At 72.2% G+C, this 17911-nt stretch carries 15 protein-coding genes; 11 read left to right on the top strand and 4 right to left on the bottom strand.

What is annotated here, in order from left to right:
• Positions 1-8: 8 nt before the first annotated feature.
• Entirely contained in the window at positions 9-1262 is a 1254-nt protein-coding gene (locus tag LG278_RS07240) for an amidohydrolase (RefSeq protein ID WP_404392375.1), read from the bottom strand.
• Between the two features lie 116 nt (positions 1263-1378).
• On the opposite strand from LG278_RS07240, the gene LG278_RS07235 reads away from it, so the two are divergent.
• The 4 genes from LG278_RS07235 to LG278_RS07220 all read left to right on the top strand — a co-directional run bounded on the left by LG278_RS07235 (position 1379) and on the right by LG278_RS07220 (position 5033).
• Complete coding sequence (locus LG278_RS07235) at positions 1379-2104, top strand: (2Fe-2S)-binding protein (protein ID WP_404392373.1); 726 nt, start codon at positions 1379-1381, stop codon at positions 2102-2104.
• Positions 2105-2114: 10 nt separating this feature from the next.
• Positions 2115-3089 carry a pseudouridine-5'-phosphate glycosidase gene (locus LG278_RS07230; protein WP_404392371.1) on the top strand — a complete coding sequence of 325 codons (975 nt, stop codon included), beginning with the start codon at positions 2115-2117 and terminating at the stop codon, positions 3087-3089.
• Positions 3086-3964 carry a carbohydrate kinase family protein gene (locus LG278_RS07225; RefSeq protein WP_404392369.1) on the top strand — a complete coding sequence of 293 codons (879 nt, stop codon included), beginning with the start codon at positions 3086-3088 and terminating at the stop codon, positions 3962-3964. Before LG278_RS07230 ends, LG278_RS07225 begins: the two co-directional genes overlap by 4 nt.
• A gap of 181 nt (positions 3965-4145) precedes the next feature.
• Complete coding sequence (locus tag LG278_RS07220) at positions 4146-5033, top strand: DUF559 domain-containing protein (protein ID WP_404392367.1); 888 nt, start codon at positions 4146-4148, stop codon at positions 5031-5033.
• Between the two features lie 85 nt (positions 5034-5118).
• On the opposite strand, the gene LG278_RS07215 is transcribed toward LG278_RS07220, so the two are convergent.
• Both LG278_RS07215 and LG278_RS07210 read right to left on the bottom strand, forming a co-directional pair.
• Positions 5119-6711 carry a methylmalonyl-CoA mutase gene (locus tag LG278_RS07215; RefSeq protein ID WP_404392365.1) on the bottom strand — a complete coding sequence of 531 codons (1593 nt, stop codon included), beginning with the start codon at positions 6709-6711 and terminating at the stop codon, positions 5119-5121.
• Positions 6712-6842: 131 nt separating this feature from the next.
• Complete coding sequence (locus LG278_RS07210) at positions 6843-7352, bottom strand: GbsR/MarR family transcriptional regulator (protein ID WP_404392363.1); 510 nt, start codon at positions 7350-7352, stop codon at positions 6843-6845.
• 88 nt (positions 7353-7440) lie between these two features.
• Here LG278_RS07210 and LG278_RS07205 point away from each other — a divergent pair, with 88 nt between their 5' ends.
• The 5 genes from LG278_RS07205 to LG278_RS07185 all read left to right on the top strand — a co-directional run bounded on the left by LG278_RS07205 (position 7441) and on the right by LG278_RS07185 (position 13914).
• Entirely contained in the window at positions 7441-8343 is a 903-nt protein-coding gene (locus tag LG278_RS07205) for an ATP-binding cassette domain-containing protein (protein WP_404392361.1), read from the top strand.
• On the top strand, positions 8340-9992 hold the full coding sequence (locus LG278_RS07200) for an ABC transporter permease (protein ID WP_404392359.1): 1653 nt from the start codon (positions 8340-8342) through the stop codon (positions 9990-9992). The genes LG278_RS07205 and LG278_RS07200 overlap by 4 nt, the downstream gene beginning before the upstream one ends.
• Positions 9993-10294: 302 nt before the next feature.
• Positions 10295-11383 carry a mannose-1-phosphate guanylyltransferase gene (locus tag LG278_RS07195; protein WP_404392357.1) on the top strand — a complete coding sequence of 363 codons (1089 nt, stop codon included), beginning with the start codon at positions 10295-10297 and terminating at the stop codon, positions 11381-11383.
• 164 nt (positions 11384-11547) lie between these two features.
• Entirely contained in the window at positions 11548-13023 is a 1476-nt protein-coding gene (locus LG278_RS07190; protein WP_404392355.1) for a hypothetical protein, read from the top strand.
• An 87-nt stretch (positions 13024-13110) separates the two neighbouring features.
• Positions 13111-13914 (top strand): GNAT family N-acetyltransferase, encoded by an 804-nt coding sequence (locus LG278_RS07185; protein WP_404392353.1) that lies wholly within the window; start codon positions 13111-13113, stop codon positions 13912-13914.
• A gap of 39 nt (positions 13915-13953) precedes the next feature.
• Here LG278_RS07185 and LG278_RS07180 read toward each other — a convergent pair whose 3' ends face one another.
• A complete protein-coding gene (locus LG278_RS07180; RefSeq protein ID WP_404392351.1) occupies positions 13954-14934 on the bottom strand; it encodes an SDR family NAD(P)-dependent oxidoreductase in 981 nt (326 codons plus the stop codon).
• 217 nt (positions 14935-15151) lie between these two features.
• Here LG278_RS07180 and LG278_RS07175 point away from each other — a divergent pair, with 217 nt between their 5' ends.
• Both LG278_RS07175 and LG278_RS07170 read left to right on the top strand, forming a co-directional pair.
• Positions 15152-15808: a succinate dehydrogenase cytochrome b subunit gene (locus LG278_RS07175; protein WP_404393563.1), complete on the top strand. Its 657-nt coding sequence runs from the start codon at positions 15152-15154 to the stop codon at positions 15806-15808.
• A gap of 5 nt (positions 15809-15813) precedes the next feature.
• Positions 15814-17865, top strand: a complete 2052-nt coding sequence (locus tag LG278_RS07170; RefSeq protein ID WP_404392349.1) for a fumarate reductase/succinate dehydrogenase flavoprotein subunit — start codon at positions 15814-15816, stop codon at positions 17863-17865.
• The last annotated feature ends 46 nt before the right edge of the window (positions 17866-17911 follow it).

The following is a 17911-nucleotide window of genomic DNA, read 5'->3' as shown; positions in this document are numbered from 1 at the left end:
GGGAAGTGTTACCGATCCGCGACCGCAGCCAGTGGAGCAACCCCACCAAGCCCCGCCGAGCCTGCAGCCGAGGCGGCCGAGGTGAAGACCGCCCCTGCGAGAGTGCGGGCCCCCACCGTGATCGCGGTCTCGTCGACGACGAGGTCGCCGCGGTGCAGGTCGTAGGTCGGCCCGCCTGCGGTGCGGGTGCCGAGCCGGGCCATGGCACCGGGCACGTGGGTGAGATACCACGCGAAGTCCTCGCCGCCCAGGGACTGCGGCGTCGGCGCGACGTGGGCGCCCGCCCCGGCGACCGCCGCGGTGAGCGAGTCGATGCACGCGGCGTCGTTGACGACCGGGGGCACGCCCTTGGTGATGAAGACCTCGGCCTGCACGGCATACGGCGCCACGACCGCGTGGACGACCTCCTCGAGCAGCCGCTCGACGCCCTCCCACACGCTCGCGTCGAGCATGCGGAGCGTGCCGCCGACCTTGCCGATGGCCGGGATGACGTTGTAGGCACCGCCCGAGTGCACCGAGCCCCAGACGAGCGCGGCCCCGGCGCGCGGGTCGAGCCGGCGCGAGAGCACTCCGGGGACTTCGGTGACGACCTTGGCGAGCGCATACGTGAGGTCCTGCGTCAGGTGGGGCCTTGACGTGTGGCCGCCTCGGCCCGAGAGGGTGACCTCGACCTGGTCGGCCGCTGCCGTGATCGCGCCGACGCGCAGGCCGACCTGGCCGACGTCGAGCGAGGGGTCGCAGTGCAGCGCGAAGATGCGGTCGACCCCGACGAGACCGTCCTGGGCGACGACGTCCTCGGCCCCTCCGGGCATGACCTCCTCGGCGGGCTGGAAGACGAGCCGGGCGCCGATGCCCGCGGCGACGAGGCGGTCCTCGACGGAGCGCAGGGCGAGGGCCGCGCCGATCAGGGCCGTGGTGTGCACGTCGTGGCCGCACGCGTGGCTGACGCCGTCGGTGCGTGACGCGAAGTCGAGGCCGGTCTGCTCGCGGATGGGCAGCGCGTCGATGTCGGCGCGCAGGGCAATCCGACGCGCCGGCTGGGGTGCACCGATGTCGGCGACGAGGCCCGTGCCGCGCAGGTGGCGCACGCCGATGCCGGCCCGCTCCAGCCGCTCGGCGACGACCGAGGTGGTGCGCACCTCGCCGCGGGCGAGCTCGGGGTGGGTGTGCAGGTCCCGCCGGATCGCGACGAGCTCCGCACCGTGCTCGGAGACGGCTCGGGCGATGGCCTCGAACGGGATCGAGAGGGCGGGCTGGGTCACGAGCACCGGATTCTAGCGAGAGGATGGCGCTGGCCCCGCCGCCGACCACCAACCCGACCCTGACAGCAACCCGCATCGACCCCTCATCGAGACGCCATCGACCCGGACGGAGACCCGTGAGCGAGCCCGTGCCGCACGCAGCCGCCCTGCGCGTGCTCGGTCGCATCGACCGCGCACTGCCCTTCACGTCCATCGTCACGCAGGGCTCCGACGCGACGGTGTGGGTGGGCGAGGTGGCCTCGCTGGCGCGCTCCGGCGGCGACCCGCTGGAGCCGTGGCGCGCCGCGCTGCAGGCGCAGCAGGAGCGGCTCCACGGGGTGCCGGTGCCGCCGCACGTGCCCGCAGCCTTCGTGCTCCAGTGGTGGTGCGAGGTCGCCGCCACCCCGCTCGCGTATGCCGTCCGGCTCGGCGAGGGGGTCGTCGTGCCCGACCCGGGTGGGCTGGGTTTCGAGCTGGCGCCGGGCCTGCACCCGCACCGCATCGTCGTCGACCCGGACCGGCTCTCGCTGGAGTCTGCGCCGCCGTGTGGGCCCGAGCCCGCTGCGCCGGGCGGGCGTGAGTCGGCGGCCCGTGCGTCGGCCGAGCAGGCGCTGGAACTGGCCCGGACGGCATACCTCCGGCTGGTGGAGGACGTCGTGCGCGACTTCGCACCCGACGTCGTCATGGGCTCGCGGCAACGGTGGGGTGTCGTCGACGACGTGTGGCAGACGGCTGTGCGGCTGGCCGACGGCGCGGCCGGGGTGGCGGTCGGGCCCGCGCCGCAGCGGGTGTCGTGCTGCTTCATCTATGCGCTGCCCGGGATGCGCGAGTGCGCGTCGTGCCCGCGTGGGGGCCGCAACTAGTCTGGCTGCCATGTCGAGCATGACCTCCCCCGTGCCCCCGTCGACCCCCGTCGTCGTGCAGGAGGAGGTGGCAGCGGCCCTGGCGGAGGGGCGCGGCGTCGTCGCCCTCGAGAGCACGATCCTCGCCCACGGGCTGCCGCACCCCGACAACATCGAGATCGCCGGTCAGATCGAGGACGCCGTGCGCGCGGGGGGCGCGGTGCCGGCCACGATCGCGGTGCTCGGCGGAGTCGTGCACGTCGGCCTCGGCCCGGCCGAGCTCGAGCAGGTCTGCACCGCCCCCGACATCGCCAAGCTCTCGATGCGCGACCTCGGCGTCGCCATCGCGCTCGGGCTCAACGGCGCGACGACCGTCGCCTCGACGTCGGCCGTCGCGCACCTCGCCGGCATCCGCGTCTTCGCCACCGGCGGACTCGGCGGCGTGCACCGGGGCGCGTCGGCGACCTTCGACGTGTCGGCCGACCTCGGGGTGATCGCCTCGACGCCCGTGCTCGTCGTGTGCGCCGGTGTGAAGTCGATCCTCGACGTGCCGGGGACGCTGGAGTATCTCGAGACGCTGTCGGTGCCGGTGCTCGGCTACCGGACGAGCGCGTTCCCCGGCTTCTACCTCTCCGACTCCGGGCACGAGGTCCCGTGGCGGGTCGAGTCGGCCGCGGAGGCTGCGGCCGTCGTCGTCGCACGTGACCAGCTGCCCACCGACGCCGCGGGTGTCGTGCTCGCCAACCCGCTGCCCGCCGACCGGCAGGTCGAGCGGGGGCTGCACGACCGGCTGGTCACCGAGGGCCTGGCCGTGCTCGAGCGCGAGGGCGTGCACGGCAAGGACGTGACACCCCGGCTGCTCGAGTACTTCCACGACAACTCAGGTGGTGAGTCGCTGCGCGCCAACGTCGAGCTCGTGCTGTCGAACGCACGGCTGGCCGGTGAGGTGGCCGCCGAGATCGTGGCCCAGTCCGCGGCGGCCGGCACGGCCGGTCTCGGGTCGTGACCGGACGCCCGGTCGTCGTCGTCGGTGATGTCGGGCTCGACGTCATCACGCGGCCCCGCGGGGAGATCCACTGGCACTCCGACACCCCGTCGGCCGTGGCCCTCGTCGCCGGTGGCGCCGGCGGCAACTCCGCGTCGTGGCTCGCCGCCGCCGGAGCCGACGTGACCCTGCTCGCGCGGGTGGGGCATGACGCCGCCGGCACGACCTGCCGCAGCGAGCTCGAGGCCGAAGGGGTGCGCTGCGCCTTCGGAGTCGACGAGACGCTGCCGACCTGCATGGTCGTCATCCTGCTCGACGCCCACGGCGACCGGACGATGTTTCCCGACCGTGGCGCCAACAAGGCCTTCTCCGTGGCCGACGTCGACCTGGGGTCTCTGGGGCTGCCCGCCGAGCCGGTCCCCCACCTGCACCTGTCGGGCTACGTGCTCTTCGACGCCGGATCGCGCGCGGCGGGGCTCGAGGCGCTGCGGCAGGCGCGCGCGCTCGGCTGGACGACCTCGGTCGACCCTCAGTCGCCCGCGCTCATCGTGCGCGAGGGCGTCGACACCTTCCTGTCGTGGGTCGACGGTGTCGACCTGCTGCTGCCCAACGAGAACGAGGTCGCGACCCTCGGTGGCCTCGAGGCGATCCTGCGCCACACCCGGCAGGTCGTCGCCACCTTCGGTGCGGCTGGGGCGCGGTGGGTCGCGGACGACGTCGACGTCTCGGCCGAGGCTCCGCACGTCGCCAACGTCGACGCGACCGGCTGTGGTGACGCCTTCAACGCCGGCCTGCTGGCGGCCTGGCTCGCGGGTCAGCCTCCCGCCGAGGCCCTGGCGTCCGGGGTCACGGCCGGCAGCGCAGCGGCAGCCCGCGTGGGCGCCCGCCCCCGCTGACCGGCATACCCCTCGGACCACCCGGCACACCATTTCGTCGCGCATGGGCACACTGACCGCCACGACCTCCGTCGAGCGCCGGGGCCCACGCTCGCGCGCGCTCCACGGCGGCGTTCGTGGCGGTCCGTGTGCCTGTGGATGACCAGATCGGTGGCAGCAGCCTCGCGGGCACGCTTGCGTGATGGGCTTGGCCACGCTGCTCGCACAGCACGGGGGGACCTGCACGTGGCGCGAGCTGAGGAGATCCGTTTCGCGCCGCAGCATCTCGTTCGCGCTGACCTCGGGTGCGCTCATCCGCGTCACGCGCGGCCGGTATGCGTTGCCCAGCGTGGCCGCGGCCCGCTCCGTCGCGCTCGGTGCGAGCGCAACGGCGTCGCACACGACGGCAGCGCTGCACTGGGGGTGGCAGGTCAAGCACGAGCCGGACCTGCCGCACATCACACTGCCGCGCGGGCGCAAGCTCCGTGCCGCCGCGCGCACCGGGGTGCAGCGGCACTGGCGCGACCTCGAGACGACAGAGGTGGTCGACGGCTGGGTGACGAGCCGCGAGCGCACTGTCATCGACTGCTGCCTCGACCTGCCCTTCGACGAGGCTCTCGCCGTTGCCGACTCCGCCTGGCGCGACGGCCTGTCACCCATCACCATCATGGCGGCCGCCGCTCGGCTGCCCCGACGGCTGCGTCTGCGGGTCGCGAGGGTCCTCGAGCGTGCCGATCGCAAGGCGGCCAACCCGTTCGAGTCGGTGCTGCGCGCCCTGTGCCTCCACGTCGAGGGATTGAGAGTCGTGACGCAGCACGTCATTGGTGATCGGACGTTCTACGCGAAGGTCGATCTCGCGGACGCAGCCCTTCGCATCGTCATCGAGGCAGAGGGTTTCGAGAACCACGGCACGCGAGCGGCGCTCAAGCGCGACTGCCGGCGCTACACCGGTCTGGGCGCACGCGGGTGGGTGGTCATCCGGTTCACGTGGGACGAGGTGATGTTCGAGCCGGACTACGTCGTCACGGCCCTGCGCCAGGTCGTTGCCACGCGCAGACGGACCGCCACGAGCGCTGTGGTGACGGTGTAGCCCCGTGTGAGAACGGGCCATCTCGCCAGTGGTGGCGGTCCGCCGAGCCGGGCACCCGGCATACGGCTCAGGTATGCCGGCCGGCTCAGAAGGTCTCGCGGGGCTGGTAGACGCCCCACACCTCCCGCAGCGCATGCGCGACCTCACCGCCGGTGGCGCGGGCGGCGAGCGCCTCCTTCATCGGGTAGAGCAGGTTGTCGGTGCCGCGAGCGGCGTCCTTCAGCTTCGCGAGTGCGGCCGTGACCGCGGCGTCGTCGCGCTCGGCGCGCAGGGCCTCGAGCCGGGCGCGCTGGTCGGCCTCGATGGTCGGGTCGACGCGCAGCGGCTCGTAGCGCTCCTCCTGGTCGAGGGTGAAGCGGTTGACACCGACGACAGTGCGCTCGGCCGAGTCGATCTCGAGCTGCACGCGATAGGCCGACCGCTCGATCTCCGACTTCTGGAAACCCTGCTCGATGGCGGCGACGGCCCCTCCGAGGTCCTCGACGCGCTGGATGAGCGCGAGCGCTGCCTCCTCGATGTCGTCGGTCATCGACTCGACGACGTAGGAGCCGGCGAACGGGTCGACGGTCTTGGTCACGTCGGTCTCGTAGGCGATGACCTGCTGCGTGCGCAGCGCGAGGCGTGCCGCCTTCTCGGTCGGCAGGGCGATGGCCTCGTCGAAGGAGTTGGTGTGCAACGACTGCGTGCCGCCGAGCACCGCGCCGAGCCCCTGCAGCGCGACGCGCACGAGGTTGACCTCGGGCTGCTGCGCCGTCAGCTGCACGCCGGCAGTCTGGGTGTGGAAGCGCAGCATCATCGACTTGGGGTTCTGGGCACCGAACTGCTCCTTCATGATCTTGGCCCAGATGCGGCGCGCGGCGCGGAACTTCGCGACCTCCTCGAGCAGGGTCGTGCGCGCGACGAAGAAGAAGGAGAGGCGCGGCGCGAAGTCGTCCACGTGCAGCCCGGCGGCCTCAGCGGCCCGGACGTACTCGATGGCGTTGGCGATGGTGAAGGCGATCTCCTGCACGGGCGTCGCCCCGGCCTCGGCCATGTGGTAGCCGGAGATGGAGATGGTGTTCCAGCGCGGCATCTCCCGGTGGCAGTAGGCGAAGATGTCGGAGATGAGGCGCAGCGACTCGCGGGGCGGATAGATGTAGGTGCCGCGCGCGATGTACTCCTTGAGCACGTCGTTCTGGATCGTGCCGGTGAGCTTGTCGCCCGGGACGCCCTGCTCCTCGGCCACGAGCTGGTAGAGCAGCAACAGGGTCGAGCCGGGCGCGTTGATCGTCATCGACGTCGAGATCGTGTCGAGCGGCAGCCCGTCGAAGAGCGTGCGCATGTCGTCGAGACTGTCGATGGCCACGCCGACCTTGCCGACCTCACCGTGCGCGATGGCCTCGTCGGAGTCGTAGCCCATCTGGGTCGGCAGGTCGAAGGCGACGGAGAGGCCTCCGGTACCGGCCTTGACGAGCTGGTGGTAGCGCTCGTTGCTCTCCTTGGCGGTGCCGAAGCCGGCGTACTGCCGCATCGTCCACGGGCGCCCGGTGTACATCGACGGGTAGACGCCCCGGGTGAAGGGGTAACGGCCGGGGGCACCGAGCTTGCTGTCGGCGTGGAAGTCCGCGAGGGCCGACGCGTCGTAGACGGCCTCGATCGGCAGGTCGGACTCGGAGCGCGCACCAGTGCTGTCAGCCATGGGGCCGAGCGTATCGGCGGGGTGGTCGCCCGCAGCCCCGGCGAGACCGATCGTTGCCCATGTCACGTCACCACGGGGGTATGCCGTCCGGCCCGGTCCCGGCGGCACGCAGCCTCTCGAGGGGCCGCGCGTCAGTGGTCGGCCGGCCAGTCCCGGGTGATCTCCGCCTTGCGGCCTTGCCACTCCTGCTCGATCTCGCCCATCCGCTCGGAGAGGAAGGCGAGGAACTCGACCGAGAGCTGGAGCCGCCGGCCGGCCGCGGCCGAGGTGCCACCCACCGCGGGGACGCCGGAGCGCAGGCTCGTCTCGATCTGGGCGAGCACGCGGTCGCGGCTCAGCATCGCCCCGTGCCAGGCGTCGCTCTGCACGACGTAGACGTCGCGCCGGGAGCCTCGCTCGCGCTCCTTGCCGATGAGGTACGTCTGGGTGAGGTAGCCCACCGCGCCGGAGATCGCCGCGGGACTGACCTCGAGGGCCTCGGTCAGCTCGGCGGCGGTCATGCGGCCGTCGTCGTCGGCGAGCAGGCGCGCGAAGACGCGTGAGGCGAGCCGCGGCATACCGGCGTCGGTGAGCGAGTCGCCGAAGCGCTCGACGTAGGCGGCGACCGCCCGCTCGTCGCGGACGGGTGGTCGTGCGGCCACCGCACCTCCCGGGTCTCGTGGGTCGTGACGTGCTGGGACTTCCGTCATTGTATTCAGTTAAACGTGAATCCTGTGTATCGTCGAGAGCATGACCTCGGCGATCCAGGTCCATGACCTGCGCAAGACGTTCGGCCGCACTGTCGCCCTCGACGGGCTCGACCTCGAGGTGCAGACCGGGGAGATCCACGGCTTCCTCGGGCCCAACGGGTCGGGCAAGTCGACGACCCTGCGCATCCTGCTGGGGCTGATGCGCTCCGACGGCGGCAGCGCCACCCTGCTGGGGGGTGACCCCTGGCACGAGGTCGAGGATCTGCACCGCCGGCTCGCCTACGTGCCCGGCGACGTCGCCCTCTGGCCCAACCTCACGGGCGGCGAGGTGATCGACCTGCTCGGCAACCTGCGCGGCGGCCTCCACGAGCAGCGCCGCGCCGAGATGATCGAGCGCTTCGCCCTGGACCCGACGAAGAAGGGCCGCTCCTACTCCAAGGGCAACCGCCAGAAGGTCGCCCTCGTGGCCGCGCTCGCCGCCGACGTCGAGCTGCTCCTGCTCGACGAGCCGACCTCGGGTCTCGACCCGCTCATGGAGGCCGTCTTCAAGGACGCGGTGCGTGAGTTCCGGGCGGGGGGCGGCACGGTGCTGCTCTCGAGCCACATCCTCAGCGAGGTCGAGTCGGTGTGCGACCGGGTCAGCATCATCCGTGACGGGCGCAACGTCGAGTCGGGCACGCTCGCCCAGCTGCGCCACCTCTCGCACACGACGATCGAGGCCACCCTCGAGCACCCCGCGTCCCAGGCGGAGGTCGCCGCCCTCGCCGGGGTGAGCAGCGCCGTCGTCTCCGGCACCCACGTGACCTGCGCGGTGGAGAGCGGCCATCTGGGAGCGGTGCTCCAGCACCTCGGGACCCTCGGCATCCGCAGCCTGACGAGCGCCCCGCCCACGCTCGAGGAGCTCTTCATGGAGCAGTACCGCGTGCCGGCGGCGACGCCATGACGGCCCCGAGCACGCTGAGCGCGCCGCGCGGCCGGCAGCGGACCACCGCCGGCGTCACCGGGCTCACCGGCACCTCCCGCCTGCTGCGGCTCGCGGCGCGCCGCGACCGCGTGCTCATCCCGGTCAGCGCCCTGACCCTCGCGGCAGTGGTCGCGGCATCGGCCCAGGCGACCTTCGACCTCTACCCCGACACGTCGATGGCGGGCGGTGCCCTGCGCGAGACCCTCGACAACCCGGCGCTCGTCGCGATCTACGGTCCGGTCGCGAGTGCCACCATCGACGCCCTGGCGACCTTCAAGACCGTGCTGATGGGCGGGGTCTTCCTCTGCATGCTCGCCTACGTCGTCGTGCGACGGCACACCCGCACCGAGGAGGAGGAGGGCCGCCTCGAGCTGCTCGGCAGCGGTGTCGTCGGTCGCCGCGCTCCCCTCGCGGCCGCCGTGCTGCTCGCCACCGCAGCAGTGCTCGGCACGGTGGTGCTCACGGCTCTCGGTGCGATCGCCGTGGGGCTCGACGCCAGCGGCTCGGTGGCCCTGGGGGTGTCCTGGACGGTGATGGGGCTGACCTGGGTCGGCGTCACCGCGGTGGCCGCGCAGCTCACCGAAAGCGCCCGTGGCACAGCGGGTTTCGCCCTCGGAGCCCTGGCTGTTGCCTACATGCTCCGCGCCCTCGGCGACGCCGCCGGTGACGACAGTCCCGTCCGGTTCCTCACCTGGCTCTCCCCCCTCGGCTGGGGCGAGATGGTCCAGCCCTACGGCGCCAACCGCACGTGGATCCTCCTGGTCGGCCTGCTCGCGTATGCCGGCCTCGTCCTGATCGCCTTCGCCCTCCTCGAGCGTCGCGACCTCGGGGCCGGCGTCCTGCCGAGCCGGCCCGGCCCGGCGCGCGGATCCCTCCGCACGGTCGGCGGCCTCACGCGTCGCCTGGCCCGCGGCACCCTCATCGGCTGGACCATCGGCTTCGTCGTGCTCGGCGCGGTCGTGGGGTCACTGGGGGGGAGCGTGCAGTCCTTCCTCGACTCGCCGGAGATCGCCGACATGCTCCGCAAGCTCGGCGGCGGGGCCGGATCGATCACCGACACCTTCTTCGCCACCGAGCTGCGCTTCGCGGCGATCGGCGCCGCCGCCCTCGGCATCGCCCTGACCACCCGGATGCGGACGGAGGAGACCACCGGCCGCCTCGAGGCCGTGCTCGCCACCCCGGCGACCCGGCTCCGGTGGGCGCTGTCCCACCTGCTCGGCGCGCTCGCCGCGACCACCTTCGTGCTCGCCGTGGCGGGCCTCGTCGCCGGCGCCATCGACGGGCAGCGCACCGGTGACGTGGGTGGCTCCGCCGGGCGGATGCTCGGGGCGGCCCTCGCCACGCTCCCCGCGGTCTGGGTCTGCGTCGCTGTCGCGGTGCTGCTCGTCGGACTCGTGCCGCGCCTGACCGGGCTCGCGTGGGCGGTGCTCATCGGCTTCCTCGTGCTCGGCGAGTTCGGGGTGCTCATGGGCCTGCCCTCGTGGATCACCGCGATCTCCCCCTTCGACCACCTCTCCCAGCTGCCGGGCGGCAGCCTCGAGGCCGCTCCCCTGCTCGGTCTCGTCGCCGTCGGCGCCGCCATCGCCGCGGTCGGGCTCGCCGGGCTGACCCGCCGCGACATCGCCTGACCCCACCCTCCCCCGATCGAGAGAGCACTTCGCGCGATCGAGAGAGCATTTCATGCGCGCGGCACTTCACCGATCGAGAGAGCACTTCGTGCGCGCGGGCACTTCGTGCGCGCGGGCACTTCGCGCGATCGAGAGAGCACTTCGTGCGCGCGGGCACCCCGCCCGCCGCCGATCCTGACGTCATGCCGACACCCCGTGAGGCGCGGGACCACCGCGACCGGGCCACGCGGCATACCCACCTCGACGCGGCGGCAGACGGCTGACCGCGCGGCGTCGGGTGCGGATGTCGCTACCCTCTGCCCATGACGGGCATCGATGGGTTCTGGGCGGTCATCCCGGCCGGCGGGTCGGGCACGCGCCTGTGGCCCCTGTCTCGCAGGGACTACCCCAAGTTCCTGCACGACCTGACCGGGTCGGGGCAGACGCTGCTGCGCGCGACCTACGACCGGCTCGAACCGCTCGCCCGCGACCGCATCCTCGTCGTCACCGGCGCTGCCCACCTCGAGGCCGTGCGGGGGCAGCTGCCGATGCTCCCGCGCGACTCCGTCGTGGCCGAGCCCACCCCGCGTGACTCCATGCCGGCCATCGGCCTGGCCGCAGCGCTCCTCGAGCGGCGCGACCCCGAGGCGGTGCTCGGGTCGTTCGCCGCCGACCACGTCGTCACTGACGTCTCGGCCTTCCGGCGTGCCATCGAGGAGGCCGTCGTGCTCGCCCGACGCGGAGACCTCGTGACGATCGGCATCGAGCCGACCCGCCCCGCCACGGGCTTCGGCTACATCCGTCTCGGCGAGGCGCTCTCCGTCGAGGGAGCCCCGACGGCTCGGCGCGTCGCCGACTTCGTCGAGAAGCCCGACTCGGAGACGGCGAAGAGCTACGTCGCCAGTGGTGAATACCGTTGGAACGCAGGCATGTTCGTCGTCGGCGCCACGACCCTGCTCGAGATGCTCGCCGAGGAGCACCCCGAGATGACCAGTGCCCTGCGCACCATCGCCGGTGACGAGTCGCGCATGCGTGACCTGTGGCCGAGCCTGCGCAAGATCGCCATCGACCACGCGGTCGCCGAGCCGGCGGCCCGCTCGGGCCGGGTCTCTGTCGTGCCCGCTGCCATGGGGTGGGACGACATCGGCGACTTCAGGTCGCTCACCGACCTCGTGCAGGTCTCCGGGACGGTCCCCGGCGTCAAGATCATCGGCCCCGCGGACGACGTCATCAGCATCGACTCGACCGCCACCGTCGCCACCGGCGGGCGGCTCGTGGCGCTCATCGGGGTCGATGACCTGGTGGTCGTCGACACCCAGGACGCCCTGCTCATCACGACGCCGGAGCGGGCCCAGGAGGTCAAGCAGATCGTCGAGGCGCTGACGGCCCAGGGCCGACTCGAGCTGACATGACGACGCGAGAGACCGAGCCTGCGATCGCCTCCCCCGCGACCGCATCGACGACGGCAGGACGAACCCCGCCTCACAGCACCTCTGCTGAGGGACCGCGCCGGGGGGCCGGCGCCCTGGCCTCCGCCACAGCCATCGCCCTGGTCTGGCTCGTCACCCTGCCCCGCATGGTGCCGAGCCTCTTCGGCGACCACGGAAGCTACATCTCGATGGCTGAGCGGCTGCTCGCCGGCGACCGCCTCTACGTCGATGCGATCGACAACAAGGGCCCGCTCTACTACGCCGAGCTCGCCCTCGGCCGCTTCGTGTCACCGTATGCCGACATCGCCCTCGAGATCGGCTGGGTGCTCATCGCCTGCCTCGCCGTGCGTGCGGTCGCAGCGTCCGCGGGGGTCGGCACCCGCATCGGTCTCGTCGCGGCCTTCGCCGGCGTGCCGATCGTCGTCACGGGCAACGCCTATGGCCCGGGGATGACGCACCTGCCGGGGGTCGCCCTGTGTCTGGCCGTCGCGGCCCTGGCCGTGCGGGGGCGCTGGGTCGTCGCCGGCCTTCTCACGGGGGCGCTCGTGCTCAGCAAGGAGATCATGGTGCCGATCGCCGTTGCGGCGATCCTCACGGCGGCCTGGCACCGCCGCACGTGGCTCGGTGTCGCGTGGGCAGCGCTGAGCTCGTTGGTCGTCGCCGCCGTCGGGCTCGGCGTCCTGTGGGTGCGAGGGGAGCTCGACGGGCTCGTCGCGATCCTGGCGTCCAACGTGCAGTACGCCGAGGGCACGCTCTCGGAGTCGCGATACGGGAGCTTCGTCGGCCACCTGCTCAATGCCATCCCCGAGGACGGGCGTGGCGGTGGGCTCATCACGATCTCCGCCGTGCTGCTCGTCCTCGTCGCGGTGGGGCGTCGCGGTGGCGCCACCGCGCGCGCCAGCCGGCTCGAGGACCACGACGAGCCTCCGCTGGTGACTCCTGCCCTCGGTTGGGACCTCACAGCAGCCACGCTCCTCGCCGCGATCCTCGTCATCGGCGCCAGCGCCCCCTGGGCCCATCACAGCCAGTCCCTCTATGTCGCGGGCTGCCTCGCCCTCGTGCTCGTGGCGCGGAGGCTGACCCAGGGCGGGGTCGAGCGCCTGACTTCCGGTGGCGGTCTGGCTGCCACCGCACCCTGGCGCGCCGTCGGGGTCGTCGTTCTCGCTGCGTTCATCACCGGCGGGACGCTGCACCCCTACTACTACCTCGAGTCGGCCCGCGAAGCGCCGGGCAGGGTGGCGGCGCTCGGCCGGGAGTCGGTCGAGAGCGCGGTGCTCGCCCAGCAGCCCGAGGTCCGCACCTACGCCCGGGCCGGGGCCAACGACGACGGAGCACATGCTGTCGGGCTGGGCTCCCTCGACCTGGTCTGTCCGCGCTTCCACCACTACTCGTTCGAGGGCAAGGCCGTCTTCGACCAGATCTTCGCCTGCCTCTCCACGGCCGACGCGCTGATCGTCGACCAGAACATCCGCGACGAGGTCGACCGCCCCGACTGGAACGCCTACGTGGCTGAGGTGCGCCGGCTCATCAGCTCGGGCTACACGTGCGTGCCGACCTCGCGCTCACAGGTGTGCATCAAGGACGGGCTCTACGTCGCGCCCGGCTCGACACCGGCGCGCTGAGGCGGGACCTCGGCGGCGCGCGCGTCCCTTGGGGCGCGATCTCGCGAATCCGGACCATGCCGCGCGAGGCAGCGCCACAGTTGATGCATGACCTCGCTGCTGCCCGAGGAGGGCGAACACCTCACCACCGGCTGGGAGGACGACCTCGACCCCGCGGACTCGATCGTGCGCCAGGCCGTACAGGCCCACATCTCGTGGGCCGAGGCGCTGACCACCGCGGCCCGCGGCGACTTCGCCCGGGGCGCCGGCTGGTGCGCCGGCAGCGGCGGCGGAGCCTCGGCACTGCTCAACTGGGCGATCGTCACCAGCCCGCCGCGCGACTGGGCTGCCACCGTCGACGCGATCTCGGCGGCATACCCCGTGGGTGTCTCGGCCATCGTCATCAGCCCCTTCCCGACGCCCGACCTCACGGCCCACGGGCTGGGACTCGTCGGTCACCCGCCGCTCATGCTCCGCCCCACCTCCACCGTGACGGCACCGCCGACGACGACGCTCGACGTGCGCGAGGCCACGACGCCGCAGGAGCTGCAGGACGCCGAGCGGGTGCTCGTCGAGGGCTATCCGATGCCGGACATGGCCGACCTGCCGCCCGGTGACTTCTACCGCGCCGACGTCGTCGCCGGCCCGACACGGGTCTTCGTCGGCTACGACGACGGCGTGCCCGTCGCGACGTCGGCCGCGCACTCCGCTGCGGGTGTCACCGTCGTCGAGAACGTCGCGGTGCTCGCCTCGGCCCGCGGCAAGGGGGCCGGAGCAGCGCTGACCTGGGCGGCGACGACGTCGTGGCCCGGCCAGGGCGCCGTGCTCATCGCGAGCGACGACGGCCAGCCCGTCTACGAGCGGCTCGGCTACCTGCGCATCGTGCGCTGGACCTGCTGGCTGCGCCCCTGACGCACGAGGCCCACCCAGCAGGTATGCCGCGTGGCCGCGTCAGCCGGTCGGCGCGGGCACTCCCGTGCTCTCGCACACGAAGGCCCAGAAGCGCTCGATCTCACCCGGGGTCTCGACCCGCACGGGCGCATAGTGCGCCGCGCGGCGACGGCGGTCGTGCCAGAAGCCTCCCGTGCCGATAGCGTCACCCGTCGCCGTGAGCCACACCGCGGTGTCGGCGCCCTGCTCGGCGTCGCGCAGCAGCGGGCCGGTGACCCTCGCGAAGCCGGGCAGTGAGTCCGTGACCCCGGGCGTGTCGGCCCAGCCGGGATGCATCGAGGAGACACTGACGTCGTCGCCGGACAGCTCGCGAGCCCACAGCCGCGTCAGCACGAGCTGCATCCGCTTGGTGCGGGCGTATGCCGCCGTGCCCGAGTAGGTGCCCTGCGTGAACTCCGGGTCGTCGACCTCCAGGCGCTGCGCGTAGGCGCCGCCGGAGGTGACGAGCACGACGCGGCCGCCGGCGAGCGACTCGCGCAGCCCGAAGGTGAGCACGTGGGGGCCGAGGACGTGGGTCGCGAGGGCGAGCTCGTGGCCCTCGGGCGTCGTCGTGCGCCGCGGCGGCATGACCCCGGCGTTGTGGACGACGGCGTGCAGCCGGGGCACCCGGGCCGCGAGGTCGCGGGCGAAGTCCGCCGTCGCGGCGAGGTCGCTGACGTCGGACACGTGTGTCTCCACGGTCGCACCCGGCTGCTGGGCGAGCAGCGTCGCGCGAGCGCGGTCGAGGCGGGATGCGTCGCGGCCCGTGAGGTGGACGACGGCGCCGAGCCGGGCGACGCCGCCTGCCGTGGCCAGCCCGAGCCCACCCGTGGCACCGGTGACGAGCACGTGGCGACCGGTCAGGGCCCCGGGCTCGGGATCGTCTGGCCACCAGGCCCGCCGGACCGCCGGTCCGACCTTGGTGTAGCCGAGCACCAAAGACTTGTCCATCACCCAGTCGAGCGCGGCCGTGACGCCGGAGACCGGCTGGGAAGTGACCATGCGCCTCACCCTACGGACCGTCCGCGACGGCGCCGGACGGCATACCTGCTCGTGGCGGGCGCTTGTCGAGGGTTCTTGTTGAGATTGTCACAGTGCGCGGGCTACCGGGGGGTACGACATGGGGCTCGCGCAAACGCGGCGATAGGGTGCGGCTGTGGCCACCAACACCCTCCCAGTGACGGGAAAACCCCGACCCGCGTCGGCGCGTCGCACCACCGTGTTCATGAAGCTGCTCATGGCACTGTCGGGCGCGCTCTTCGTCTTCTACGTCGTCGTGCACATGTACGGCAACCTCAAGATCTTCGCGGGCGTCGAGGCCTTCGACGACTACGCGCTGCACCTGCGCACGCTGCTGACGCCGATCCTGCCCTACGGCGGGTTCCTCTGGCTCTTCCGGGCGCTGCTCATCGCCGCACTCGTCGCGCACGCGTGGTCGGCCTTCTACCTGTGGAGCCGGGCCCGCGGTGCGCGCACGACGCGCTACGTCGCCAAGGAGGCGGCCAAGGCGACGGTGAAGTCGCGGATGATGCGCTGGGGCGGCGTGGCCCTGCTGCTCTTCCTCGTCTGGCACCTGCTGCAGTTCACGATCGTGAAGTTCAACGTCGGCTCCGTCGCCGCCGGTGACAGCGCCGGCCGGCTGGTCATCTCGAGCTTCCAGGTGTGGTGGGTAGTCGTGATCTACCTCCTCGCGCTCGCGGCCCTCGGCATGCACCTGTGGCACGGCGTGTGGAGCGCCTCCCAGACGCTCGGCTGGACCTCCTCCGCGCGGTCGCGCCGCACGGCCAAGACGGTGGCCTCCGTCATCGCGCTCGTCACGGCGGTCGGCTTCGCGCTGCCGCCGCTCGCCATCCTCTTCGGAATCGTGAAGGGCTGAACCGCATGACCGACCTGCACACCGACACCATCGCACCCGAGGCACCGGCCACCGACGCGCCCGACACCGAGTCCGAGTTCGACGGCGCCGAGGCGCCGCTCGTGCACGGCATCTACCGCGAGGGAGAGCCGATCGTCGACACCAAGGCGCCCCGCGGCCCCATCGCCGAGCGCTGGAACACCCGCAAGTTCGAGGCCGCGCTCGTCAACCCGGCCAACCGCCGCAAGCTCTCCGTCATCATCGTCGGCACCGGCCTCGCCGGTGGCGCCGCGGCCGCGACGCTCGGCGAGGCCGGCTACCGGGTCAAGTCCTTCTGCTACCAGGACTCCCCGCGCCGCGCCCACTCGATCGCCGCCCAGGGCGGCATCAACGCGGCCAAGAACTACAAGGAGGACGGCGACTCGACGTTCCGCCTCTTCTACGACACCGTCAAGGGCGGCGACTACCGCTCGCGCGAGTCCAACGTCTACCGCCTGGCCGAGGTCAGCGCCAACATCATCGACCAGTGCGTCGCGCAGGGCGTGCCCTTCGCGCGGGAGTACGGCGGGCTGCTCGACAACCGGTCCTTCGGCGGAGTGCAGGTCTCTCGCACCTTCTACGCCCGCGGCCAGACCGGCCAGCAGCTGCTCATCGGTGCCTACCAGGCCCTCGAGCGCCAGATCGCCGCCGGCACGGTCGAGATGTTCAGCCGGCACGAGATGCTCGAGATCGTCGTCGTCGACGGGAAGGCGCGCGGCATCATCGCCCGCGACCTCGTCACCGGTGAGATCGAGACGCACCTCGCCGACGCGGTCGTGCTCGCCTCCGGTGGCTACGGCAACGTCTTCTTCCTCTCGACCAACGCGATGGGCAGCAACGTCACCGCGTCCTGGCGCGCGCACCGCAAGGGGGCGCACTTCGCCAACCCCTGCTACACGCAGATCCACCCGACCTGCATCCCCGTCGCCGGCGAGCACCAGAGCAAGCTGACCCTGATGTCCGAGTCGCTGCGCAACGACGGCCGCATCTGGGTGCCCAAGAACGCCGCCGACTGCGAGAAGGACCCCCGCGACATCCCCGAGGAGGACCGCGACTACTACCTCGAGCGGATCTACCCCTCCTTCGGCAACCTCGTGCCGCGTGACATCGCCAGCCGCCAGGCCAAGAACGTCTGCGACGAGGGCCGCGGAGTCGGCCCCAAGGTCGGGGACTTCCGGCGCGGCGTCTACCTCGACTTCACCGACGCCCTCAAGCGGATGAGCGCCGAGACCGTCGCCGAGAAGTACGGCAACCTGCTCGACATGTACCAGCGGATCACGGGTGAGAACCCCTACGAGGTGCCGATGCGCATCTACCCCGCGGTGCACTACACGATGGGCGGCCTGTGGGTCGACTACGACCTCCAGTCGACGATCCCCGGTCTCTTCGTGACGGGCGAGGCGAACTTCTCCGACCACGGCGCCAACCGCCTCGGCGCGAGCGCGCTCATGCAGGGCCTGGCCGACGGCTACTTCGTGCTCCCCAACACCATTCGCGACTACCTCTCCAAGGGTCCGTTCGACAAGCTCGAGGAGTCCCACGAGGCGGTCGTCGAGGCGCGCGCCTCGGTCGATGCCCGCGTGCAGAAGTTCCTGTCGATCAACGGCGACCGCTCGGTCGACTCCTTCCACAAGGAGCTCGGCAACATCATGTGGGAGTACTGCGGCATGGAGCGGTCCGAGGAGGGGCTGCTCAAGGCCATCGACCTCATCCGCGGCCTGCGCGACGAGTTCTGGCGCAACGTCAGGGTCCTCGGGGCCGCCGACACCCTCAACCAGAGCCTCGAGAAGGCCGGCCGGGTGGCCGACTTCCTCGAGCTCGGCGAGCTCATGTGCGTCGACGCCCTGCACCGGCGCGAGTCGTGCGGCGGCCACTTCCGCGCCGAGAGCCAGACCGAGGACGGCGAGGCCCTGCGCCACGACGACGAGTACGCCTACGTCGCCGCGTGGGAGTGGGGCGGCCGTGACGGCGCACCCACCCTGCACAAGGAAGACCTGGTCTACGAGTTCGTCGAGATGAAGCAGCGGAGCTACAAGTGACGATCACCCAGCACCGAGCTCCGTTCGCGCCTCACCCCGACACCCT

The sequence above is a fragment of the Humibacillus xanthopallidus genome (assembly GCF_044793955.1).
Taxonomy (GTDB): domain Bacteria; phylum Actinomycetota; class Actinomycetes; order Actinomycetales; family Dermatophilaceae; genus Humibacillus; species Humibacillus xanthopallidus_C.
The sequence above is the reverse complement of the archived record's forward strand: the minus strand, read 5'-3'. Positions and strand labels throughout refer to the sequence as shown.

Coding starts and splice junctions, on each gene's coding strand:
- LG278_RS07180 (WP_404392351.1), bottom strand. CDS start 14,934: ATGGTCACTTCCCAGCCGGTCTCCGGCGTCACGGCCGCGCTCGACTGG.
- LG278_RS07200 (WP_404392359.1), top strand. CDS start 8,340: ATGACGGCCCCGAGCACGCTGAGCGCGCCGCGCGGCCGGCAGCGGACC.
- LG278_RS07170 (WP_404392349.1), top strand. CDS start 15,814: ATGACCGACCTGCACACCGACACCATCGCACCCGAGGCACCGGCCACC.
- LG278_RS07185 (WP_404392353.1), top strand. CDS start 13,111: ATGACCTCGCTGCTGCCCGAGGAGGGCGAACACCTCACCACCGGCTGG.
- LG278_RS07215 (WP_404392365.1), bottom strand. CDS start 6,711: ATGGCTGACAGCACTGGTGCGCGCTCCGAGTCCGACCTGCCGATCGAG.
- LG278_RS07190 (WP_404392355.1), top strand. CDS start 11,548: ATGGTGCCGAGCCTCTTCGGCGACCACGGAAGCTACATCTCGATGGCT.
- LG278_RS07195 (WP_404392357.1), top strand. CDS start 10,295: ATGACGGGCATCGATGGGTTCTGGGCGGTCATCCCGGCCGGCGGGTCG.
- LG278_RS07230 (WP_404392371.1), top strand. CDS start 2,115: ATGTCGAGCATGACCTCCCCCGTGCCCCCGTCGACCCCCGTCGTCGTG.
- LG278_RS07205 (WP_404392361.1), top strand. CDS start 7,441: ATGACCTCGGCGATCCAGGTCCATGACCTGCGCAAGACGTTCGGCCGC.
- LG278_RS07220 (WP_404392367.1), top strand. CDS start 4,146: ATGGGCTTGGCCACGCTGCTCGCACAGCACGGGGGGACCTGCACGTGG.